Source organism: Paenibacillus sp. V4I3 (assembly GCF_030817215.1).
Taxonomy (GTDB): Bacteria; Bacillota; Bacilli; order Paenibacillales; family NBRC-103111; genus Paenibacillus_E.
In genome coordinates, this window is record NZ_JAUSZA010000001.1 from 6,912,065 (window position 1) to 6,937,353 (window position 25,289).

The following is a 25,289-nucleotide window of genomic DNA, read 5'->3' on the forward strand; positions in this document are numbered from 1 at the left end:
GTATTTATTGACAAATAACGATATCCCAAAAAAATATGAAGTGCCGAAATGGCAGTTTCACTCTACTCCAGCGCAAAAGGTCATGGATGAATTTGAGGACGTCCCTTGTGTTGATAGCGTTTTCATTCGGTTTCATTAAAACTATTATAAGATATCATTTTTTTCAAAACAATGACCTATTCTCATCGATTATTGATCTATTCTCATATTGCTCGGTGAATCACGATGATGGCATCCGGTGTATCCTAGTTCTTTCTTGAATATTCGGTTAAAATGTTGTGACGTGTATCCGAACCGTTTAGAAATCTCGTCAATCGTTAATTTGGCCGCATAATTCTCATGAATATAGTCGAGCACCTTTTGCATCATCTTGACTGAATATTGCTGCAGGTACTGAAGCGAATTGCTTTGCATTTTGAGCTCCAAAAGCAGCGAAAAAATGATTTCCGAGCTGCTATAGACGGTTTCTTCTTCTCCCCACTCCCTCCACAACAGCTCAATGAGCTCCATGATTCGTCTTGAGGAACGTAAAGCCAGTGGTTGGTGATGACGCAATTGGAATAGGTTCAAAGCTGAGTGGCTGCAATAGAAGCGGAGAACCGCCGCATCCCATTCTTCATCTAAAGCTTGAAACTCTAGCATATGTCCTGGCTTGACAATAACGGCTTGATCCGGATGCAGTTGAAAAGATTGTTCGTCTTGAATGCGGATAACCGCTTTACCGACTCTTCCGATCATCAATTCATAGAACTGCGGTACAGCCGACCCATCTGTAACAAATTGCTTATTTAAACCGATTGCGCACAGTCTGAACGGATGATAAATACGTTGGTTGTTGCAAAAAGCGTACATACGATTCCCCCCAGATGATTTTCTAAGCCCCTGTAACAACTTTCAGAACACACATGTAAGTGCTTACATTTCGGAGTACGTCTGAGTGATGATAAGCTTTCCAAATGCAAGCGCTTCAACCCCTACTGTATTTGGCATGCAGCCTCTCGTATTCGGAGCGCGTAACCGGCAATACGGCCCCATGCCTCGGCTTGGTTGGCAGCGCGAAATCCGCAGGCATCGTCCATTCGCCCGAATCTAGATCGGTCGTCTCCAGCGGTATATACCCTCTTAATCCATACTCGTCAATAAATAAGTACCATTTATCCCCTTGGGGCGAACGGATCATGAACGGATCGCGCACGCCTCTCTCCCCTAATTGAGAAGCTCGTTCCCGATAAAGGAGAGAAGCGGAACGAAAGCGAACCTTTCCTATTACGCCTGAATACTTGGGTTGGGGCTACATAGCATCCTCTACAGTTTCACCTGTTGCATCAACCCGTCTTCGCCAAAGTTGAGGGGGTCTATGCAAACTTCGCGGTGATAGCCTTTTCCTTGTGTAAACCTTGTCAGTGGCGTGACGAACCGGTGATAAGCAATCAAATACTTATCTGTGCCGGGCTCCTGCAGAATCGAATGATGAGCGGTGCCGAGCATGTCCTTGTCCTTGTTTTTGAGAAGTACTGGGTAGCGGTAAGTTACTGGACCGTAAAGATGCTCCGCCGTGCCATAGTTCACGTGGTAATCCTCGCTGCCGGTGTCATCGCAGGACCACGTGAAGTGATACTGCCCGCCGCGCCTCAGAACGGTGACCGCCTCCCGGAAGTCGTGCAGTCCGACAAGATTCTTCATCGTATCCTCGATGACGCTTACCATATCTTCGCCGAACTGTACGATTGCAGGGTGTGCATTTCCAAACAGCATGTAAGCCGTACCGTCATCCTCAATAAAGACGGATGGGTCAATGGTCTGGCCCATGGCGATACCAAGACGCTTCATCTGTTCCATGGTAATAAGCGGCTGCGGCTGCGCGCGAAATGGGCCTGCCGGAGTCTCGGCAACTGCAACACCTATGGCGCACTCTCCGCTTTCCATTTTTCCGCAGAAATAATAGTAATATTTATCATTTTTGCTGGCAATGGCCGGAGCCCATGCGCTGCCGACAGCCCAGGGTACATCTTCCGTCGCAAGATCCAAAATCACGCCTTCGTCTTTCCAAATCCGCATGTCAGCCGAAGAAAACGCATGAAATTGCGTGCCCGACCAGCCCGTGAAGCCGTCGGTTGTGGGATAAAGGTAATAGCAGTCGCCGAACTTCACAAGATCCGGGTCAGCGAATTGTCCGGGCAGCACCTGATGGCCGTCGCCAAACGCCACCAGAAGGCGGCTGCATTCATCAGCGGTAATAGGGAGGACTCCGCCATGGCGTTTCTTAGTTTTCCCCAAATCGAACGACCCTTCCGGCAGAACCCGGAATTCTCCGCTTTCAAGGTCGGAGGTCAGCAAGGGGAGGTAGCCCTTTCCTTCCGCAAAGCGATCCACAATAAGGCACCACTCCTCGCGGTCGTTCAACTTGAAAATTTGCGGGCCTTCCACACCTAACAATTCCTCCAAAGCCGGAGCGGACAGATTGGTAAAGGAGTCTTTTTCCAGTGATGTGCCTTTTTCGACCCGGATATTCTTAGTCGTTTCATCCTTGGAATAACGGTAGTAGGTACCATTTTGGGCAATGATCGTGGTATCAATGATGTGGTTATCCCGTTCAATATACTTTTCAGGCGCTGTGAAGCTGCAGAAATCCCTGGTACGGGCGCTATAGATCTTTTGTTTCCGCTCTATTTCCTGCGGCTCCTGCGTCGCGGAGGCCCAGAACACGAGGAATTCGTCCGCGGCTTCGTCATAAATGGCCTCCGGCGCCCAGACGCAGCCGGCACCTGGTACGCCAAGCGTGACTGCCCACGGTGAAGACCAGTGCACCAGATCGGCGGATTCCCATACGATAATGTCGCGGCTTCCGGCATTCACCGCAGTGTCCCAGCCCTTTCCGTTTGCAATGCGGAGATCCGTGGCAATTAGATAAAACTTGTCCTCCTTAGGCGAGCGCACGATAAACGGATCCCTCACGCCCTTTTCCCCTAGTTCCGAACGTAGAACCGGTAAGCTCGCGTTCAGGTCTTTCCAATGCAAGCCATCCTCACTATAAGAGAAATAGACCTGTTCACCCTCAAGCTGCTCCCCGATAAAGTGTACCAAAAGGTAACCTGAATATTTGCTGTTATATACTGTCAAAATAAAGTCCTCCCCTTTATGGAATTTTCGATTCGTTCCATTTTCCTCTCCGCCGCCTCAACCTCCATTTTGGCACGAAAGTGGATCATTCATATGATGTCTGTCTGCGAGGGTTTAAAGACAAAAGTCTTCAAACGGTCGATACCACGTAACGTTTTCCGCTTTCAGCATGGAACCCGATACAGCCGTTCCCCACTTGAGAATAAGTAATTACTTCGCCATCTTGCGTAATCCTTACGTTCTGCCTGGCGAGCACTTTGCAAGTCTGCGTTTTTGAAGCTGCGATTTCCGCCTTTGACAATGCGCCGCCCTTCCACTCCATATCGACTTCATAGCCTCCTCGGCCCCGCAATCCTTTGACAAAGCCATCTTTCCAGGCATCGGGCAGCGCCGGCAGGAGTTCCAAGTATCCTTGATGCGATTGCAGCAGCAGCTCTGCGATCCCCGCTGTGGCTGCAAAGTTTCCATCGATTTGGAAAGGAGGATGCGCATCGAACAGATTGGCATAAACGCCGCCTCTGTCATGATTAATCGGTTCGTCACCCTTAATGAGAGTCAACAAATTCGAGATTAACCGCTCTGCGCGATTGCCGTCCTTGAATCTTGCCCATAAGCCGATTTTCCAGCCCAGACTCCATCCCGTTCCCCCGTCCCCCCTTATTTCAAGCGATGTCTTCGCAGCTTGGAACAGATCGGGAGCAGAATGCTCCGTAATCAGCCGCCCCGGATAGACCCCGACAAGATGAGAGACGTGACGATGATGGACATCCTCGCCTTCGAAATCCTGCGACCATTCCTGCAATTGACCCTCCTTGCCGATTTGGAGCGGCAGCAGCCTTTGCTTCGTTTCCAACAGTGTCTTCGCAAAATCTTCATCGATCTTCAGTTGTTCCGCCGCCTGGATACAGTTTTCGAAACATTCACCGATCAAAGATAAGTCCATGGTCGACGCCTCGCTTACGGCATAGTGCTTGTCGCCGATCACAAATTTCTGCTCCGGAGAGGTCGAAGGCGATGTAATGAAATGTGCATCTTTATCTTCAATGAGCCAATCCAAACAGAATAACGCTGCTTCCTTCATGATGGGGTACGCCGTTTCCCGTAAAAACACCTCATCCCCGCTGAAGGCATAATGCTCCCATAAATGCTGGGTCAACCAGGTGCCGCCCATCGGCCAAAACGCCCATACCGGGTCTCCAATTCCAAAATCGCCGACCGGCGCCGTCTGGGCCCACAAATCCGAGTTATGGTGCGCCACCCACCCTCTTGCGCCATAATTCGTTTCCGCCGTCTTCTTGCCGTTCCGTGCCAACCTGCCAATAAAATCAATCAAAGGCTCATGCATTTCCGCCATATTGCAAGACTCTGCGGGCCAGTAGTTCATCTCTGCATTAATATTAAGCGTATAGTTGCTGCTCCACGGCGCCCGCGTTTCCTCATTCCATATGCCTTGAAGATTGGCAGGCTGAGTTCCCGGGCGGGAGCTTGCAATCAACAGATACCGTCCGTAATGGAACAGAAGCTCGACCAGACCGGGGTCGCTGCTGCCAAATTCGGCAATTCGCCGATCGGTCGGCATATCGGAGGGGGCTATGCTCTCCCCCAGAGACAAGGCAACTCTGCCGAACAGCTTGTTATGATCGTCAAGATGCCGGTTTCGAATCACCTCATACGGCTTACCGCTAACGGCGTGGATGGCATCCGTTGTAATTTGCTTCAGATTCAGTTCGGAACTGCTCGCGCCAATGCTTGGATCAAAGGAGGTCGACGCGTTGAAATACAATATCGCGCTAGTCGCTCCAATCACGTGCAAGCCGTCCGCATCAACCTTCATCGTTCCGCCTTCATGCACCGCAGCCAACCGCCCCTGGAACTTCAATGCTTGCGTGGTCTCCGAGTCTCCGTAACGAACGGGATCTTCTATATGGTGATAACTTGGGGAGACGTACTCCGGCGCATGGCCGGATATGACGTAGTGTTCGGACTCATAGGACGAAGTGAATCTTAGCGGACTATCTAATTGGGCCCGAAAACTGAGCTGTCCCGCCTTGCTCGATTGTAACCGCACGATAATGGCTTGGTCGGGATAAGAGGCAAATATTTCACGGGAATACTGAACGCCTCCAACGGAATAATCGACTGTAGCGATTCCCGCAGACAGATCAAGCTTTCGGCGGTATTGCCCGTATACATTGCCATGATCCATAACCAGATGCAAGTCGCCGAATGGCAAATAAGATTGCGTAAAGGGACCCATCATTTCCTTGCAAAGCCGATCTGCTTCCTCATACTTGCCTTGCGCGATTTGCTCTCTCACCTTCAGCAAGACTTCTTTCGCCCCCAGATTATTCCAATCACTAGGGTAACCGGACCAAAGTGTATCTTCATTTAAAGCAATGCGTTCTTTCTCGACACCGCCAAAAACCATCGCGCCAAGTTTGCCATTTCCAACAGGAAGGGCTTCCGTCCAATAAACGGCGGGGGAATGAAACTGTATATTCATGGTGATTTCCTTTCCTTCATCTCAGAATAAATGTTGGTGTTTACTCGTTGTTCATACCCAATAATCCAAACGATTTCAGATTTGCAGGCACTCCTGCCGGCAAAGCCGTGTATAAAATTTTCACGTAACGGCAAGCATTCGGGGCGAGTAACTCGATCACGCTATCAATCTCTTCTCTATTATTGCGATAATCAAGCAATGTACTCCATCTATTTCCGTCGCTGGACCCTTCAAGTACAAACTGATATAACCCTCCGCAATCAAACTCCAGCTCGACCCGTTTCGGATACTTGACCCCCTCCAAATCGAGCGTCCAACATTCCCCGGGGTTTATGCTGCTAGCTCTCCATGAAGTGCTCGGGTCGGCATTGTTAGCATTGCTCTTAGCAAATCCTTTGGCTTCGCTGCTTGCTCGAGTTGGCCGATGCGTAGCGAGATCGAGCATTTCTATGCTGAACCTGGATTTATCCTGATTGCCCGTCTGAATCCGAGGTATCGTCATGTCCGGCTCCATTTCAGTGCCATCACCAACCGTTGTGACAAGCAATGCCGCTCCTTGCAAACCGGGCGAAGTCGCCGCTATGACCGTTTCGCCCGCATAATAAGAACGGAACGTAATAGCCCCTAGTCCTTCAATGATGGTGAGTCCCGATTCGGCGTTTATGAATTTAGGATCGTAAGACGGGAATTGGCCGGGACCGGATATGATCGTAAGCGTTACATCGGCAGTTGCATCCACCCGCTTCCCATTTATATCTACCAGTTCTACAACGAGCTGAGTATCGTCGGTGCCATCGTTCTTTATCGTTGTTTTGCTTCCTACACCAACATATAATTTGATCTTATTAGGCGTTCCCGGTTTTGGCCATTCCGGTTCGGAGCTGCCGGGAGCAGGCGGCCGGATTCCTAAATAGGCAAGGTTATGATCACCTGCGCCCGCTTGTTTGGCTAAATAATTAAACCGGTACCAATACCAACTGCGCAAAGGGAGCCGATTGTAGTCGATAATTCCCATATGCCCCATATCGTTTGCCAGACTGCCATGATGGAATCCGCACCACACGGCTTGACCGCTGCGCCATTTGGGAGCGGCAAAACGATACGGAGCGGCTTGACTTGCCGAGACGTGATCGTAGAACGGACGATATTTTCCGGGCCGATCCATCACTTCGCTTCCATATTCGGAAATGACTTGCGGGCATTCCGGACGATCCGATTCCGGATCATCGACCCGCTCATCGCCATCCCACTTCAGATAGAAGCCTCCGCCGTCCCCGTTCAAACCAGCAACATCCGAAATCTCCGGCTGGTCCAAATTCCACCTTTGCCCGCCGCCGGCTGCCGCTTTACGTGTCGGGTCTTCCTCGTGCGATACTTTCACCATTTTCTTAATGAGATCAATCGCCTTCTCCTTGACGGATTCATGGCTGAAGAACGGCTCATTGCACATGCTCCATACGATAATGCTTGGACGATTTCGATTGATGCGGATCATTTCGCTCAATTGCTGAATGGCGCTTTGTTCGAAGCCCTTTTGGTGCGCTTCCAGTACCGGATAAGCGCTGCACTTCCCCCAATGTGTCTGCTCTCCCGTGTCGCCAGCCGTTCCGCCAATTCCCCAGAAGGTCGCTTCAGACCAGAATAGAATGCCGTAGTAGTCGCAAGCGCGGGCAAAAGCCGGATGATGGGGGTAATGGCTGCCCCGAATGAAGTTCATTCCCGCATCCTTGATCATTTTGACATCGCGGTAAATGGCTGCTTGGGTAACCGCATCTCCCCAGCCGGCCTGATCCTGATGAACGTTCGCCCCGTTTAAATACACATGCTTGCCATTCAAATAAAATCCTTCGTGAGCCGTCCACTCCATCCATCGGAAGCCCATCTTATCCTCATAAACATCGGTAACGGCTCCATCAGCGACTACTTCGGTTGAAATACGGTAAAGGTACGGATCTTCCGGACACCAAAGTCGCGGATTCAGAATCGGTTCGCTAACGGAATCAAACTGCTGCACCCCGCCGGCCCTCACGTTATGCGTACTTTCCATTTCGGTCAGCACTTGACCTTGATGATCTGTAACGATCGTGCGAACCGTGGCCAATTTGTCTGTGCCCGAATGGTTGATGACCTCCGTTTGCATCCGCACCTTCATTTGCACATCATCATCGCCGGAAGCGAGCAAGGGAGTGGAAACAAACGTACCGTTCCAAGCGACATGAAGAGGCTCCGTTACGGTTAAGCTTACATCCCGATAAATGCCGCCGGAGAAAGTATGCTCCCCGGAACGCGGCGCAATTTGACCGTTCCATTCGTTATTCACGCGAACGGCAATGACATTGTCTCCTGGGCGCAGAAACTCGGTGATATGGATACTGAACCCGGTATATCCGCCTTCATGCATACCGGCCAAGCTGCCGTTGACATATACTTCCGCTATCTGGAACACGCCTTCAAACTCTAAGTGAACGATCTTGTTGTTGTCCCAGTCCGAATCCATCTCCACATGTTTACGGTACCAACCGTATCCGACATACCATTCGTTTTCCATAAAGTAAGGGATGCTGAAAGAATGGGGCAGCCCGATATGACTCCATGCGGCATCGTCATAATCCACTTGTTCCGGCCCATGATCGCTAAATCCTTCCCAGTCTCCGCGAATGAACTTCCATTCCCTGTTGACATTGATTATTGTCCGAAGATCTTTGTGTCCCAATCTTATCACTCACTCTCAAGATGATTAAAACGTATATCCAATAAAACAAAATTACTTTCCATGTTGAAATTATATCCCACAAAATCTATATTAGAAATAATAGAATATTACGGACAATATAACTAAACTACTTTTTGGGAGTGCTTCTGTTATGAAACGCGAATATTTTTTGCCCCAATTCGATGAGCTAAACTTTTTCTGTTTTCCTCATTCCGTCGGTCGGTATACATGCCCCGATCATCATAACGTCCGTCGAGAGGCTGGAGTAAGAGATATCAGCTTGCATTTAATAGTAGGCGGCAAGGGATATATCGAATTGAACGATACGGTCTATACGCTAAAACATGGGGATGCATTTCTTCATGTGCCGTTTCAAAGGATGCGCTACTATACTTCGGAAGATGATCGGTGGGACATCTATTGGATGCAATTTAACGGAAGCAAGCTGACGGATTTTTTATTGGAGAGAGGCTTTCACGATTCGGCAATTTGGTTTATAAAAGATATTGAGCCGTTGGAACAATCCTTTCTTGAATTGCTGGAAGAGATTGAAAGGAATAATTTTTCGCGACCAACCAAGCTCTCTTCGTTAACCTATTCGGTGCTTGCAGAATTTACAAGCAACGCCATTCCATTCTCCAATAGAAGGGGAAAAGAAAAAATCGACCGAATCATTGGGCTCCTTCCTATCATGCAAAAAAACTCGCATCTCCCTTTTGTCATGGAAGAGTGGGCGGAACAAGCTGGACTGACTCCCAATTATTTCTGCAGCCTTTTCAAAAAGGTAACCAAGATGACTCCTCTTGCCTATATAACGAAATGCAGGATTCTAAACAGCAAACAAATGCTGCTAAGCAGCCCGAATATGCCAATCAATCAAATTGCAATGGCATCTGGCTATCCCAGCGCAAGTTATTTCAACAAAATATTTATGATGATGGAAGGCATCACGCCAAGTGAGTTTCGAAAGAATCATTCGTATCACGAAGTGGATTCTTAAAAACCGTGATTCCCGTCACATTGCGAATCAATTCATAAGAACTGCCCCTGAAATCATTTCAATCTCAGGGTCAGTTTTGTTGCTATTGTTTTCGAAATCGCCGCTTTACTTAGGCCGGATTCAAGATGAAATTATCAAACGCAATTCTTGTGACCGTACAGTAACCGCCGATCGTTGCGGATGTAGAGTTTGGTCCAGTCGTAAAGGTAATCGTCATGCTGTGAAAATTATTATCGGAAGTGATATTTTGGTTGATCTGGGTGCCGCCGTAATCCTTCACATAAGCGTAGCCTTGACCTGTACCCGATACGCCTTTGCCATCCACCGTCAACGTGTACGTCGTATTAGGAGAAAGCCCGGTTATCGTTTGCTCTACGTAGTTGCCCGGGTTCAAGAGCTCAACGCCGTAACCGCTGTTGTTTGCAGCCCACCTGTCGGAACAGCCGGAACTACCGAATTCTACTCGTTCATCACAGCCGTTACTTCCGCAGCGGATAAAGCACGATTATAGATGCGGAAGTCATCCACTCGTCCGTCGAGATAGGGATCGCTGGACCATTGCGAGCGTCCGATCCAATTCTGTGTGGTGGCGCCGAGTTGTGATGGTCTAATGTTTACGGCATTGCTGCCTACCTGCTGGCCATCGACGTAAAGCGTTCCCGTAGTGCCGTCCAGGGTAACGGCCACATGATGCCATCCGCCTGTCGCGATCGCAGCGGCTCCGTCAATGGTTCTCACTGCTGAACCGTTCTTGATCTCAAAACGGATGCCGTTGGTCGCGTTTAGCGGCGTCAGGAACATATATTTGGATGTTCCGGAACCGAAGTCGAAGATCCTCGACCAGGTGCTCACGGTATCCAGATTGACCCAGGCCTGTGTCGGGCTACCTATTTATAGGTTGCGCCGCCTTCTATTGATTGGAAGTAATGATGACAGACGAAATGATATCGTTGTTGCCGGTGTCACCCATGGCTGGATTGTCCGATGTAATCGTCCAGGATGTGCCGCTGAATCCGTCATCACTGTAAGCGACGACCGTAAACCCAGCAGGTACACGGATGGACGAGATGCTGTTATCGGCGATTCCTGCCGCCTGCATTTGGGCAAGTGTATATTGACCAGGGTGAAGCGTTACGGCATTTCCTACATAGTTATAGTGCTCATAAAACGTCGGTCCGGCGGACATTACCTTGATAGACGAAATCATATCGTTGTTGCCACTGGCAATCATACTTGGATTGTCCGATGTAATCGTCCAGGATGTGCCGCTGAATCCGTCATCACTGTAAGCGACGACCTTATACTCGGCAGGTACGTGGATGGACGAGATGTTGTCATTTGCGATTCCTGCCGCCTGCATTTGGGCTAGCGTGTAGTTGCCCAAGTCCAGCGTTACGGCCTTTCCTCCATATTGAATGTCCTCATAAACGGTCGGTCCATTAAACGTTCCAAAAACCTTGAAATCGTAGAAACTGGCAGTAGCACCGCTTGGTACTCCAGCAACGGTAATCCTGACATACTGGGCGGTTGCAACAAAGTAATCGGATTGGACTTGAGCAGTATTTCCATACCAGGTCTTGTCAACTTTCGTGGTCCAGTTGACATTATCATTCGATGTTTCAATCTTATATCTGTAATAGGAGTCAAGCTTCTCCCACATCACTTGAGTATCGGTAATCCACTTGCTTGATCCAAGATCTACCGTCCACCAGTGGCCCGTATTCCCATCATTCGCACTCCAACGGGTCGTCATAATCCCATCGTTCCCATTGGAAGCCGGATTGGTCGACTGCGAACTGTCCGAACTTACGGTCTTACCCAACGCCAAGTTGACCGGGTCTCCAAAGACTTTGAGATCGTAGAAACTGGCCGAAGTACCGCTTGGCAACCCGGTGACGGTTATCCTGACATAGCGGGCATTATCCGTAAAATAATCGGTTTGAACCTTTTCCGTATTTGTATTATTGGTCTTGTCAACTTTTAAGGTCCAATTGGTATTGTCCTTTGATGTTTCGATCTTATACTGGTAAGCGACACCGCTCTTTTCAAAGCTCACCTGGGTTCCATAGGTAATATTCTTGATGTAGCCAAGGTCCACCTTCACCCAATGACCAGCAGCTCCATCAGCAGCAATCCAACGAGTTATCGAGTTACCGTCGACTGCTCTAGAAACTGGAATTCCTGTAAGTGTGCTATCCGAACTGGCGGCCTTGTTCTCCGCCAGATTAACTGTTTCTCCAAGCACCTTAAAATCGTAGAAGCTGGCCCAATTACCGCTTGGCAATCCGGTCACGGTAATTCTGACATACCGGGCAGTACCCACAAAGACATCGTTCTGGATTTGATCCGTGCTGGTATTATCGGTCTTGTCAACCTTTAAGGTCCAATTGACATTGTCATTGGATGTTTCAATCTTGTATTTATAGGCTTTGCCGATCTGTTCCCACATCACCTGGGTACCACGGGTAATATCCTTGCTTGCGCCCAGGTCCACCGTCCACCAATGGCCGGTATTTCCATCATTGGCGGTCCAACGGGTCGTTGTGCTGCCGTCGTTCCCGCTGGAAGCCGGGTGTCCTGACTGCGAACTAGACGCACTGGCGCTCCTGTTCAACGCCAGATTGATTGGAGCCGGCGATGGAAATTGCGGTATTGCTTCGGGTACAGGATCTCCGGAAGCAATAAAGTTAATGTTGCTGGTATTGCCGTTCGTAGTAAAATTCCCTTGAGCGGCATTCGTAATGACCGTTCCGTTCATTTTTAAATTTTCAAATGTTATATTTTGAATCTTACGGGTGGAATCGTAGCCTTCAATCGGATTACCGCCTGTACCACTGCCGGTATAGGAGAGATTCTTGAAATGAACATTGTTAATTCCACGCCCAGGGCCATAATCCCAACTTTTGGTCTGCATAACTAAAAATCGGCCTTCTCTGGTATCATCGATCCGAATGTCATTGAAGTTAACATTCTGGATCAGATTCCCATCCGCGGAAATAAACTGTATCCGCTGTCCACCATTGTATATCCAGAGGTCCAGATTGGAGAAAGTAACATTTTCTATTGTTTGCCCGCCGCCAGGCGCCCATGTAAAACCATGAGTACCCATATTGATTGGACGAGCAAAATCGGGCATCAGAATAGAGTTCGTTACCGTAATATTTTTGGTATCGCCATACCAGATTCTTCCGCCATTAGCGCGCGCATTATAGATCGCGACCGAATCATCATGACTGCGTATAAATGAATCATTGATGGTCATATTGGTAGAGGCAAATGTATCTATCCCATCCCCCCATTTATTAGAGCCATAGGCTTTAAAGTTATTGATTAGAACATTGGATGAATTTCCGGCATTTATCGCGCAACCGCCGCCATCCGCACTGCCGTAATTACTCACGATGATCCCATCAACCGTGATTTGGTTCGAATAGTCAATAGATATAGCTCTTCCCGCAGGACGGTCAAGTACACCGCGGCCTATAACTTTGGCATTGGTGGCATTATCCAAAATAATGCCGCCTTGGACGACCGCTCCGCCAGCAATATAAAGCGTCTTGCCGCTAGGCACGGTATAGTCCTGTTGATAAAGACCGGGACCAAGATAAATGACATTCGGGTCACTAGGGCTTGGAGGATTGACTTCCAATGGATTTGCAAAGATCATTAAATGCTTATTTACATTCCCGTTCACTTCTACAGAGAGCTTCATTGGACCAGATATGGAAAATGTCATCGTATTGCCGTTGATGTTAGGGGTAATCTCCGTGTTTAAACCACGAATTCGAGACGATGTAATCGTTCCTATGTTATAGGTCACTGACATCTCGACCTGACCGTCCGTATCGAAATAAACAAAGGAAGCATTTGTTTTCGTAGGATACCCGACAGTGTTTCTATACTCATCCAGATCCTGCCAGACTCCGCCCGTTTCCCGTACTTTCACCGTATAATCGGCGTTAAGGGGGACACCCGCTGGGGCAGGGTATACCGTTAATGTCGTAGCCGCCTCAACTTTTGTCGGAAAGTTAAACGTCATTGGAATGAATGCGATTACAAACGCAAGCATAAAAGAAAACAACCTGGACATTTTATTACTACTGTTAAAAAACAAACTTTTACCCATGCTTTCAACCCTTTCTCTTTTTGAGTGTTCTATTCGGCAAATATATAAAAAACCTAAATCCATTAATCACCCCTTTCACATGAGCATTGAACCTTATAAGCGCCGCTCCGTCTGGAGGGTTTGGATAGGTAACCAATGTCGTGCAGGTGGCATGTACTTCTGCGGGAAGACTAAACGATAGCGAACCCGAATACTGTAAGCGATGCCAAAAGAATGGATAACTAACTTGATTTTTGCCCTCACCTCCAGACGTAGTATAAAATCAAACGACATATCCGCCTTGTATGCCGTTTGTTTTTTATACTTCAAACCTGTTATCTGTCAGACCAAAGTAAATTCGATTGTGACTTCTGTACCGGAATTCAGCTTCAAGAGGATATACTTGTCATTCCCATCCTCCAGTACCGCCGCTTCTTCTCCGTTGACCAGTGCTTTCGTCCAAGGAATACCCGCTTTGAATTTGATTTCATTATCATCTGCAGCCGATATTAAAGTAACGCATAGGATGTTGGATGTCAGGTTCCAGGATAAGTCTCTGACCTCCGCCCGGGTTCTTGCCATCAGCCCTTGAATGGACCCCGCTTTCCAATCGGCGGGCAGCGCCGGAAGAACCTCGATTTCCCCGGTATTCGAGAAAAGCAGCGCTTCATTAACGGCTCCCACTGTGCCGAATAACGTATCCGTGCAATAGCTTCTGTTTCTTCGGTTTGTGTCGTGGTCTGTCATCAAGGAAGTGTAGTAACCGGAATCCGTCATCATCGGCAGCAGGGAAGAGACGACCTCGTTGCCGTTTTTTAATCGGGCGCAGACCAGTGCCTTGTGCATCCAGCCGTGCCCCGCTGTGGCGTCGTGCGTATTGTATTTATTTCTGTTCTCGAGAGCGATATTCGCAGCTTGAGTCAGCTCCATATTATTCTGCGTTTCATACGCAGGCCATGCCGGGTAGAGATGGCTCAAATGACGATGGTTGTTATTCTCGGTGTATTCATTCATCGCCCATTCGCGTAATGCGCCATCCTGATCCAGCTTATAAGCCGGCAGCAGCTCCAGCAACGTCTCCCACCTGGCTACTGCGGCGGCAAACCCTTCGCGCTTTACTGCTTTCTCTATGGCGATGACCATATTCAATCCGTCCCGTGCCGCAGAAATGTCCATGGTGGCATTGGCCGTAATCGTGCTGTTGTAACCGATCGGGTTATTCTCCGGCGAATAGGTGGGGATGAGCAAATATTTCTCGCCCGGATTCAGCGCCGTCTTGCCTTCCTCATAGCGGGCATTGCCGTGTATGTCCGTAAAGTACTCCGGCGTACATAGCTGCTCCCAGAAGTTTGCCTGTTTTGTCAGCAGCGGAAGCAAAATATCCTGCTCCAAATCCAGGTATCCCTGTTCAATCAACCGACTGAATTCCTCATCCATCATCCCCCCATCCCTTACATGGAGCAGCGGCTTCAGATCGTGGATCCTCATTTTCTCATGGATGGGAATCTGGCGGTTGCCGTAACACTGCCAATACTCGAATATGGGAAGCAGGCACCAGCTTGCCCCTGCATTCCAATATTGAAACGGGAAGTCATTGTCGTATTCCACATGCATTGCGCGGTCGATGTCCGAGTTGACCGACACCTGCAGCGCATCATGCATGCCGTAAGACATTCGCGCATTGTATTCGAAGTCCGGCGTGTTTCTCAGGAAGAATGTAATGTATCCGAGCTGCGCCAGCGTCAAGTGGCCCGTATTCATGGCTGATACCTGCAAATTCACGTTCGCGTCGAGCGTATAGATAGCACGCCAGCCAGGGTTCCACTCTCCGGTCCACATCCCGTACAGCCGCGGTGCGCTTGAACCGCTGCAGCATATCATGGCATTTCGTCCCTGATTGTACACCTGCTCCATAAAAGCATGATTGATTCTGGTTGGGGATGCCTTTTGCGTGTTTATTAACGCTTCGTTGTCTGCGCCCTTGTCATCCTCATCCCCCGAAAGAGAAAAACGTACAGCGTTAAACTCCTCGGCATGTTTCGCAGCATGCGGCGCAAGAGCAGCGTTATAATCGAAATGACCGGAAGGGTCTTTATATTTTTCCGCTGCGGAATTCGTGTTTTCGATGAGTTCGTCAAGGAGGGCATATTGCGCCGTTCCGGCAAAATCCTCAAAATCCCCCATGTCGAAGGTCCGGTTCGATTGCGTGATGAGATAAACAGCGTCGGCTTCGATGACTTGAATGCCGGGATTTTGCACGTCCCCGACGTTCATCGGTTCATTCGTATCGGCGAGCTGCACGATTTTTTTGCTTCCGTTTATGACGATTATACGCGTCAGGCCTGCATATCCTCCGTCAATCAGCTCGCTGCCCGGATAAGAAGGATAATGGGCAATCTGGGCGATATAGTCGGCATTTGGGTCCACCAGCTTTTTGTATCGGAGAGCCCTTGTCTCGTCATTGACCCTGTTCATACCCGAAATGTCATCAATAGAGAACAGCATATTGATTTTTGCGCCCGCAGTGGATTGTTCGATCTTCGTAATCGACACATTGTCTTCTCTGGATGTAAACGAGGTTCGGATCCACTCACCCCATTCATCGGTATAATGCACGCCGGTTTCGGCCGTCTCATAATTGGTCCATCTTGTATAATCGGATACGGTTCCCTTATTCGTCATGCTTAGCCTGAGCTGGTGACCTGGATGGTAGCCGTAAAAAAAGGTTCGCTCTCTCCTGGTACCGTCCGGAAATGTAATGATCCATTGATCATTTTGGTTAAAAACATTCCGTCTGGCATCCTCAAGCTGTCCCGTTAATTCTTCCGGAATCTCTCTTGGATCCGGGGACGGAAAGTTGTACCACATGTATTGGAAAATAAAGCTGTCCGTATACGGCGATCCGGACGTGACGTACCCGTTCTCACCGTTTCCGCTAACCATACCGTCCCGCCACGCCTCTACGGGATTGGACGCTGGAACCTCCGTATAGGTATTGGCGTAATTTCCTTTCAGGTACAGGCGCGCTGTTTTCGATTCTTTCGTCATTATGATTCTCCTTGTGCTTGATTTAATTATAGGTCCCTGCCGTAATGGGTAAGCAATCGCTTGTAATCGGAGCACGTAAGCGGCATAACAGACCCATGACGCGGCTTGGTTGGCAACGAGAATTCCGCAGGCATCGTCCATACGCCCGAATTCAGATCCGTCGTTACCAGCGGCAGATATCCTCTGAATCCGTACTCATCAATGAATAAGTACCACTTGTCTTCCTCATTGGACTTAAACACGATCGGACCTTCGCCGCGTTTCATCCATTCCTGCCCGATATTTTCCCGGATCGGGGTAAAGTTCGGATCAAAGAACGAATTCCCCGTCTCCTGGAACACACTGGTAAGACCTTCTTTCTTGGAGAAGCGGAATATCCTTCCGCCTTCCTGAATCATCGTCGTATCAATAACAGAAACCCCGTAGTCGATATAGACCTCTGGCTCCGAAAAATTCACGAAATCCTTGGTCCTTGCAACCAGCATGCGGTGATACCGGCCTTTGTCGCGTTCTGCTTCCTTATCTCCAAGCATGGAGGCCCAATAGACGAAATATTGCTCCGAATCGGCATCGTAGAACGCTTCCGGCGCCCACACGCAGCCCGCATCCGGAGGCGCGACTTGGGCCATCCTCTGCTCGGACCAGTGTATCAGATCCTGCGATTCCCATATCAGGATGGATCGGCTGCCTTCGTTTACGGCGCGAGACCAATCCCCTCCTCCTCCGTGCGCCTTGAGATCCGTCCCCAGCAAGAAGAACTTGTCTCCATGAGGCGACCTGATGATGAACGGATCTCGCACGCCCTTTTCTCCCAGTTGCGAGACAAGAACAGGCTTACCGCCATTCAGTTCCTGCCAATGCAGCGGATCGTTCCCCTGACTTAAAGCAAAATAGATTTCCTCTCCACCGCCTTGGCCCTCATCGTCGGTAAAATAGACGAACAGATACCCGGCGTATATTTCCTTAATGGTCATAGAAAATCCCTCCAAATTAACCTTTCACCGACCCGAGCAGAACGCCTTTGGCAAAATACCGTTGCGCAAATGGGTACATAATAATCATGGGAATTGATGCGATGACCATCGCCGACAGTTCGATCGTCTGCGCCGTCACCAATCCTGAACCTTTAGCGGAGTTCAGCAACTCGGCCACTCGCATATTGGTGACTGAAAGTGTGTTTTGCATTTGCTCGGCCGCAGAGGAAGTCTGCAGCAATCTCAATATCACATACTGCAGCGTTTGCAAACTGTTGGATTGCGTGAAGTATAACGTTGTCCCGTAGTCATTCCATACACCTACTGCCGCGAAAACGGATAATGCGGCCAAAACCGGCTTCGATAGAGGTACAACAATTTGGAGAAAGATTCTAAATTCACTGGCGCCATCCATTTTTGCCGACTCGAACAGGGAATCGGGAATCCCCTTGTAATTCGCGTTGAGAATGATTACATTGAAAAAACCGGCAAACAACGAAGGGATAATATATACCCAATAGCTATCGTACAGCCCCAACCAATTGATCAGCATAAAGGAAGGAATCAGCCCGCCGCTAAAATACATGCTGGTAAATCCAATGACCGCATACCACTTCTTCCCTTTCAAATAAGGCCTAGAGAAGGCGTAGGCGAACAGCGCTGTGTACAAGATGGACACGGACGTAACGATGACTGTCCGCGACACGGTGATCCATGTCGCCAGAAGCATTCCACGATCCGCCAAAACGGTTTGCCAGCTTGCCCATGTAAATTGCCGGGGCCAAAAAAATACGGGTCCCCGAATCAAATCCGCCCCCCCGTTCAAGGAACTGATGACCGCATACCAAAACGGATAGATGGTCAAAAACATCAGGACAATCATGATCAAGATATTCGATATATTAAAAGCACGTTCTCCTAGAGACTTGCCTCCAACCATAATGCACGCCCCCTTAGAAAAGACCCGACTGTGTCAATTTTTTTGATGCAACATTGGCTCCGAGCAGCAGCAACAACGCAAGCACCGACTTCATCAAGCCGATAGCCGTCGCCATAGCAAATTGGAAATTCAAAAGACCCGTTTGATACAAGTACGTATCGATCACTTGGCTGGCGTCTATGTTAAGCGTATTTTGGAAAACGTATATCTGGGTAAAGTTGTTGTTCAGCATGCCGCTTACAGCGAAGATAAGCAATATTGCAACCGTCGGCATAATCTCGGGAATCGTTATGTGCAGCATGCGTTTAAAACGGCTCGCGCCATCAATTGCGGCAGCCTCGTACAAGGACTGGTCGACGCCTGCGATAGCAGCCAAATACAGGATCGCTCCCCAGCCTATATCCTTCAACAGACCTGTCACAATCGTAAGGCCCCAGAAATAACTCGGATCGCCCAAAAATTGAATCGGCTTATGCACCAGGTGGAACTCCATCAGCAAATAATTGACGATGCCGTCTTGGGGATTCAGCAAAGAAATAAATAACCCGCCGTAGATAACCCATGATAAAAAATGCGGCAAGTAAGTGACGGATTGAATCAGCGATTTGAATTTGGTGCTCGTGATCTCGTTCAGCAGCAAAGCGAATAAGAGCGTTGCCGGCAGCCCCACCAAGGAGCCGAGCAGGTTGATTCCGATCGTATTCTTTAACATCGGCCAAAACTGGAAATTGTCGAAAATCATTGTAAAATTTTCAAAATTGTTCCACTCGCTTGTAAAAATCCCTTTAAGACCGGTAAACGGGTCGTATTCCTTGAATGCCATCAATAGACCGAATAACGGAAAAAAATTAAATATAGCAATAAAGAGAACTCCCGGCCAAAGCATTAACTTCAACTCTAGCTGTGTTCGCAGATCGTGCCCTAGAACATGCGCTTTTCTTTTTTTTACGCCATCCAATCCGACGCGTACAGTGACAGTCTTCATCCGTATGTTCCTCCTCCTAGCCTGTTAAATGCGGATAATGCCAAAGTGCGGGCACTTTGGCACTATCCATTGATTCATATATTACGAATTGACGCCTTTAAGCGTTCTGCCACTTTCTTGTTGACTCTTATGGAACTGCTCATTATACTTGGCATCAATTTCGGTCTGACCCATCTGCTTGAGCTTGCTGATCATCTCGTCGTAGGCTTTATTAAACGAAGCCTCATCCTTGGCCAATACCATTTTGGAAATTTGGGCATGTTTGTAAATATCGATTTGCGCCAGATCGTTCGCCATTTTGCTGCCGGCCGGTATTAAATCGCCAGGCCACACCAAATCTGAAGCATCAAACAGAACCGCCTCTCTCCCCATCGACTGAGTAATCTGCAAGCTCATCAATTCATCGGCATTAGGAGGCGCTGCCACGTGGTCATTAAAAGCACCATTGGCGAATGGCCAGAACATACCAACCCCCGTTTTCGGTCCATCCTTGGCATCTTGAATCCCTTTCTCGGTTTTGATAACAAGACCGTCCTTCAGGGTATAGTGCTCGCCTTCAAAACCGAAATTCCAGAGCAATTGACCTTCATCGCTACTCATAAAATCAAGAAACTTGGCAAGGCGTTCCGGATTCGCGGCCGTCTTGGAAACGTAGGTTTGCATCCAGCCAGTACCTACTAATGAAAATGTTTGATGAACAGGTTTCGTGTTCTGATTCGAATGGATCGCTCCAGCCGACACCCATTTCGTACCTTTGGGATCACCGAGTCCTGCATTCGCAACATTCCCGATAAAGCAGAACACGCGCCCCGACATTGTATTCGTCGACATAGCCTTATCATCCATCGTCATTTGCCCCGGATCAAAGTAGCCTCCCTTAGCTGCCTTGAACAGAAATTCCAGCGCATGCTTCGTTTCCGGAGCAAAATATGAATCCCGGTAATTGCCATCCTTATCTACCAACATGGTGCCAAAGCTGTCCTGAAGTGTAGGCAACGTACCACCCCACCAGGTCTTGCCGTTGATTTGCAGCGGAATAACAGGCACGCCATCGACCTTCATGCTCTTGACTTTTTCAAATGCAGCAAGCACGCCATCTTCGGTTTTGAGATCATTAACGGTCAGACCGGCCTCTTTCATAAGCGTCTCATTGAACATCACATTATTGTTTTGGCCGTATTTAGCTCCATCGGTTCTAACATCGCTTGACGCCGGGTACGTTTTTACTAGGTCAGGAGAGCTAACATGGCTCGGTATCGCATACCAGGCGCCATCCCGTTTAATCTGCGCCTTCATGAGGTCTTGCGGATATTTCGTCAGCAGCGGCAAAGAGGGAGCATACTTCTTCAGAAACTCATCCAATTTCCAGACTTTCCCTGAACTAATCAGTTTCTTTTCCAAAGTGTCGTCCGTGAGCGTAATGAGATCTGGAAGAGGATCTGACGTCGCGAGCATCAAGCTGAGCTTCGTGCCGCCATCCTGCGCCGGAATGTTGAAGTCAAACGTAAGTCCGGTCTTTTGAGTAATGGCCCCTTCGACGCTTTTCGGATCGGTGTTCCATGGCGTAGGCGCATTCCAGAAGCTTGCATCCGAAAACCAGGTTGCCTTAACCGGCGCTGCCTGAGCCGTTGTTGCTGCTGACGACTCTTTCGGCGTGTTGCTGCTGTTGTCGCCCGATTTGGAGGAACTGCAGCCTGACAGCGCTATAACGCCTGACAACGATAAAACTGTAAGCATTTTCAACTTCTTCATACTTGCTGATCACCCCTGTAATGTATCTTGGTTGGTACATGTTTATCATAGCCTGAACTTCCGAACTGGCATATGTTCAACTTTTTTTTTATTTTGGTGCAGATTTTTGTGAGGCCACTGAAAAACATCTGTTTTTAATTTGTGAAGAGGACCTACATAGAAAAAGGCGAATTTCCATTCAATAGCTGAATGAGAACTCGCCTTTATTATAGTTTTCTTCATGCTTTTTATTTATTCTTTTGCTATACTTTTCGGTGTTTGCTCGGTGTGATGCCAAAGTGCTTTTTGAACAGCTTGTTAAAATGAAAATAATCTTTGTACCCTACCCGTTCTACGATTTCCTGTATCGATAGCGAAATGTCGCTCAGCAGTTCCTTGGCCAAATTCAATCTCTTGGTCACCACGTAATCCGAATAATTTGTACCAGTCTCCTTCTTGATCAAGGCGCTTAAATAACCGAGGCTGATATTGAATTGTCTGGATAACATGCTGAGCGAAATATCTTCCGTATAGCTGGAATCGATATATTGGATGATTTTCTTCACCGTCTCTTTTGAAATGAGCAGCTCTTCGTCGGGCTGCTGTTCAAAGATGACTCTGATTCTTTCAAAGAGCTGCTGAACCGACTCGCAGGTTCGGACGATTTGGGAATAAGTCAAATATTCAATACCGTGAACAAGATCGTTGTTGCCGTAATATTTGTAAACGAACAAAACGATCTGATTGTAGACCGTGGAGATTTGGTCGATTGGCATGCGCAGTGCTACACATTCCTCGCTTAGCTCGTCCAGCCCTTGCTCAATAAGGTCCCGTTTATATCCTTTAATTGCCAGCTCGATCTTAAGGACCAGCTTGCTTAGCGCTGCTGCGTGGTCTGTCGCTTTATATTCGGTTATCCGCTGTTCCGGCAGGAAGCAGGAGCTGGACAGGGCGATATCCGATTCCTGATACAGTTTGCCGATTGGCGTCGAGTAAACCCCGATGCCGCTGATTCCAATGTACTGAGCGCCGGCAAGGCTTCCTGAGATGAAATCGAGCAGGCCAACCGAATTTTTTTGTTCGTCATAATTCACCAGATACGACATTTTATTTTGCCCCGTGCGAAAGCGAATCCATCGGATATCGTTCTGCGCCGTTTGCTCGCCGACAGAATCCCCAGCCGACGAATGCGGAAACAAACAGCTGATGACACGACAGTGAGGAAACTCCAGTTCAATTCCCCTGTTCGTTAAGAAATTGCTGATTTTGATATTGTTGTCGGGCTCGGAGCAATTCGAACAGATCCTCAAGGAGCAAATCCAGCTCATTATTTGCTTTATGCTTGTCTGCCAGCTTGGTTTTTAACCGCAGCAAGGTCTCGGTCAGCTTGTTTCTGTCGACCGGCTTCAGTAAATAATCGAAGGCGCCGAGCCGGAGCGCTTTTTGCGCATATTCGAACTCAGCATAGCCGCTGATTAAGATGACTTTCGTTTGTAGCCCTTGAAGGCGAATTCTTTCAAGCAGCTGGATCCCGTTAAATCCGGGCATGCGGATATCCGAGATAACGACATCGGGTTCCTTTTCCTCAATCGCCGCCATAGCCTGAACTCCATCGTGAGCTTCTCCAATTACGGTGTAGCCCAAGTTTTCCCAATCGATCAATGCTTTCAGCCCGTTTGCAACCCAAGGCTCATCGTCAACAATCAATACGCTGTACACGACTCGTATCCTCCACTTGTTCCGACTCATCATGCACGGGAATGGAAATGCTGATGATCGTTCCTACGTTTAATTGACTTTGGATTTGCAGCTCGGCTTCATCACCGTAAAACAGCTTGATTCTTCGATAAATATTGGCGAGCCCGATTCCTTGCTTATCATCCGTCACCGCCTGTACGAGCACATCAGATTTCTTCAAACGTTGAAGCAGTTCCTGGATCTGTCTCTCATCCATTCCGCAACCATTATCCTGGATGATATAACGAACCCGGTTGTCTGCCAACGATTGTACCATAATGCGAACGATTCCGTTGCCGATTTTTTGCTCCAAGCCATGAAAGACGGCATTCTCGACAATCGGCTGCAGCAGCATTTTAAGCGTCTTCATGCCGAGCAGGCCTTCGTCGGCTTCGATTTCCACACGGATTCTCTGCATAAAGCGGAACCCAATAATTTGGGCATACTCCTGGACATGCGAGATTTCGTCCCGGATCGTCACGATGTCGTTTCCTTTCACCGAATATCGGAACATATTGGCTAAGGAAGCCGATATATCTACAATATCCTCGACTTTTTTGTATAATGCCAAGGCGCGGATACAATCCAGTGTATTGTACAAAAAGTGCGGGTTGATCTGATTGCGAAATGCCGAGATTTCCATCTGTTTTTTTGCAATTTCTATTTCATACATCCGCCTTTGCCCAAGCTGAACCTCTTGGCCTAGGGAATCGATTTCGTCCAGCATCTTATTCATATTGGCGGCGAGCACGCCGATTTCGTTATGGTACACGATGGTAAAGCGCGCTCCCCCCCTTTTTTTCGGATAGGACCTCATGAAATCCATCAAGTCTTTAATCGGTCTCAAGATTCGGGTGAAGAAGAGCAGCAGGAACAAACCGAGCATGCCGAGCATGACCAGGTAGGTCGCGATATTAAGTCTTTGCACCGTATCCAGATCCCGCAACAGCTCGTCCTTCGGGATGGCGCTGACCAGCTTCCAGCCGGTACGGGACAAAGTAACGGTTTGCACGATATAACGCTTATCGCGCATCCATTCGGCGACGTCGATCTTATCGATTTTGGGCGCTGCTCCTTCGCTCGCCATGACATTGTTTTGTTGATCGAGGAGTAGAAATCGGGAATTCGGTGTGATTTTCGCATTTTTAAATATACTGTTAAAATTGCTTACATCCATGATAAATATGCATGTTCCCCTATATTCTCGGATCTGGGCGCTCTGCAGGTTATAGATCGGAATGGTAATGATATATTGGGAATCGTTAGCCGACAATAAGCCGGAATACTCGGTCGTTTGAACCGGATGCTGAAGGGAATCGGCGATTCCCGCCCCGGTACTGGCTACCAGCGTCCCTCCCTTGTTATAAAGCCGGATGCCTCTGATACTTTCCTTCAGCGACATCGTGTTGGCGAACATCGATATCACTTCAGGATTCATGAGAACCATGGTCAACTTATCTTCCACAGTCAACGCGGTTTGAATGGTCGGACTGTAAATCAGCGATGTCGAGATTCCTCCCATATCTGCATAAAAGCTGGTCATCTTCTCTTCTACCTGAAGCAAAATTTTATCGGCGGAGTCCGAGACCTTTCTCTCGACAATCCGCTCCGCGATTTTATTCGAGATGACGAATGAAACCAGAAGAATGACCAGCATGGTCAAAATCAAATACAGGATTTTTCTGCTTAGACTGTGCTTGCGAAATCGGTCCATGTTGTCTTTCCCCTTTATTCTTCGATTTACATCAGAATCGCACAAAATACGGGGACTGTCCAATTACTAAGGTTTCCATTGGCTCTGTTGAATAAGCCAAGACCCGCTATCGCTGGATAACGGGTCTTCAGGGTAAAGCTCGGATCAAACCTCAAACGGTCGATACGACGTAACGTTTTCCGCATTCAACATGGAACCCGATACATCCGTCCACCGAACACGCACTCTTTGCCAAGTTCGATTCCGCGGAAATCAACAGCTCGGGCCACATGCGTCATCTTGGCAATATCCGCTCCAGCTGCCAGAGTCGGATCGGTAATTAGTTCAATTCGTTCCTGCGCTGGGATTTGTTCTTTGGACGATGTAGTGTACCAGAGAAAACGTAAAAATCAAAACTGCGGATCATATTGTCCCCTAAGGCCTACAGACTGAAACAGTAAGCAAAATAGAGCAAGGCTTGTTCGCCTTGCTCCGTGTCGATCAGGATCCCGATGCCGATGCCGATCCTAATCCATTTCCGGACAGTTCATATCCAATCATTAGTTTAAAGGGAAAACTTCACCCAAAGAGAGGAACATCTTTAAGGTGAAGTCTACCAAAGACATACTGAATACCAAATTGAAATTTTTGGTATTGTTAAGTACGAGCTTGCGTTAAGCTTTTTGAATACACATAATGAAATTAAAGGGCTGTTTGAGATCTTCTTACGAAACAACATA

17 protein-coding genes are annotated in these 25,289 nt (G+C 48.3%); 1 reads left to right on the forward strand and 16 read right to left on the reverse strand.

All coding sequences use genetic code 11. The annotated features are described in order from the left end of the window. Positions 1-189: 189 nt before the first annotated feature. From QFZ77_RS31760 to QFZ77_RS31780, 5 genes are all read right to left on the reverse strand, one after another. Entirely contained in the window at positions 190-852 is a 663-nt protein-coding gene (locus QFZ77_RS31760; protein ID WP_307446074.1) for an AraC family transcriptional regulator, read from the reverse strand. 115 nt (positions 853-967) lie between these two features. Next, on the reverse strand, positions 968-1,195 hold the full coding sequence (locus QFZ77_RS31765; protein WP_307446077.1) for a glycoside hydrolase family protein: 228 nt from the start codon (positions 1,193-1,195) through the stop codon (positions 968-970). Between the two features lie 110 nt (positions 1,196-1,305). Next, positions 1,306-3,120, reverse strand: coding sequence for a glycoside hydrolase family 43 protein (locus tag QFZ77_RS31770; protein ID WP_307446080.1), 1,815 nt, complete (start codon positions 3,118-3,120; stop codon positions 1,306-1,308). A 130-nt stretch (positions 3,121-3,250) separates the two neighbouring features. Then, positions 3,251-5,623, reverse strand: a complete 2,373-nt coding sequence (locus QFZ77_RS31775; protein WP_307446082.1) for a glycoside hydrolase family 95 protein — start codon at positions 5,621-5,623, stop codon at positions 3,251-3,253. Positions 5,624-5,663: 40 nt separating this feature from the next. Next, a complete protein-coding gene (locus QFZ77_RS31780) occupies positions 5,664-8,336 on the reverse strand; it encodes a glycoside hydrolase family 2 protein (RefSeq protein WP_307446084.1) in 2,673 nt (890 codons plus the stop codon). Between the two features lie 151 nt (positions 8,337-8,487). On the opposite strand from QFZ77_RS31780, the gene QFZ77_RS31785 reads away from it, so the two are divergent. Then, a complete protein-coding gene (locus tag QFZ77_RS31785; RefSeq protein ID WP_307446086.1) occupies positions 8,488-9,336 on the forward strand; it encodes an AraC family transcriptional regulator in 849 nt (282 codons plus the stop codon). Positions 9,337-9,445: 109 nt separating this feature from the next. Here the strand turns inward: QFZ77_RS31785 and QFZ77_RS31790 are convergent, their stop codons facing one another. The 11 genes from QFZ77_RS31790 to QFZ77_RS31840 form a co-directional block, all read right to left on the reverse strand. Next, positions 9,446-9,730 (reverse strand): hypothetical protein, encoded by a 285-nt coding sequence (locus tag QFZ77_RS31790; RefSeq protein ID WP_307446089.1) that lies wholly within the window; start codon positions 9,728-9,730, stop codon positions 9,446-9,448. A gap of 65 nt (positions 9,731-9,795) precedes the next feature. Then, complete coding sequence (locus QFZ77_RS31795) at positions 9,796-10,227, reverse strand: LamG domain-containing protein (protein WP_307450000.1); 432 nt, start codon at positions 10,225-10,227, stop codon at positions 9,796-9,798. Positions 10,228-10,246: 19 nt separating this feature from the next. Continuing rightward, positions 10,247-13,405 (reverse strand): discoidin domain-containing protein, encoded by a 3,159-nt coding sequence (locus QFZ77_RS31800; protein WP_307446092.1) that lies wholly within the window; start codon positions 13,403-13,405, stop codon positions 10,247-10,249. A 378-nt stretch (positions 13,406-13,783) separates the two neighbouring features. Continuing rightward, the gene (locus QFZ77_RS31805) at positions 13,784-16,489 is read right to left on the reverse strand and encodes a glycosyl hydrolase family 95 catalytic domain-containing protein (RefSeq protein WP_307446093.1); all 2,706 of its coding nucleotides are present in this window, start codon (positions 16,487-16,489) and stop codon (positions 13,784-13,786) included. A gap of 26 nt (positions 16,490-16,515) precedes the next feature. Then, positions 16,516-17,463, reverse strand: coding sequence for a glycoside hydrolase family 43 protein (locus QFZ77_RS31810; RefSeq protein ID WP_307446094.1), 948 nt, complete (start codon positions 17,461-17,463; stop codon positions 16,516-16,518). 16 nt (positions 17,464-17,479) lie between these two features. Further along, a complete protein-coding gene (locus QFZ77_RS31815; RefSeq protein WP_307446100.1) occupies positions 17,480-18,403 on the reverse strand; it encodes a carbohydrate ABC transporter permease in 924 nt (307 codons plus the stop codon). A gap of 13 nt (positions 18,404-18,416) precedes the next feature. Continuing rightward, the gene (locus tag QFZ77_RS31820) at positions 18,417-19,388 is read right to left on the reverse strand and encodes an ABC transporter permease (RefSeq protein ID WP_307446101.1); all 972 of its coding nucleotides are present in this window, start codon (positions 19,386-19,388) and stop codon (positions 18,417-18,419) included. An 81-nt stretch (positions 19,389-19,469) separates the two neighbouring features. Further along, a complete protein-coding gene (locus QFZ77_RS31825; RefSeq protein WP_307446103.1) occupies positions 19,470-21,140 on the reverse strand; it encodes an extracellular solute-binding protein in 1,671 nt (556 codons plus the stop codon). Between the two features lie 242 nt (positions 21,141-21,382). Beyond that, positions 21,383-22,429, reverse strand: coding sequence for a helix-turn-helix domain-containing protein (locus QFZ77_RS31830; RefSeq protein WP_307446105.1), 1,047 nt, complete (start codon positions 22,427-22,429; stop codon positions 21,383-21,385). After that, a complete protein-coding gene (locus QFZ77_RS31835; protein WP_307446107.1) occupies positions 22,353-22,838 on the reverse strand; it encodes a response regulator in 486 nt (161 codons plus the stop codon). Before QFZ77_RS31835 ends, QFZ77_RS31830 begins: the two co-directional genes overlap by 77 nt. Beyond that, positions 22,816-24,570 (reverse strand): cache domain-containing sensor histidine kinase, encoded by a 1,755-nt coding sequence (locus QFZ77_RS31840; protein ID WP_307446110.1) that lies wholly within the window; start codon positions 24,568-24,570, stop codon positions 22,816-22,818. The genes QFZ77_RS31835 and QFZ77_RS31840 overlap by 23 nt, the downstream gene beginning before the upstream one ends. Between the last annotated feature and the right edge of the window lie 719 nt (positions 24,571-25,289).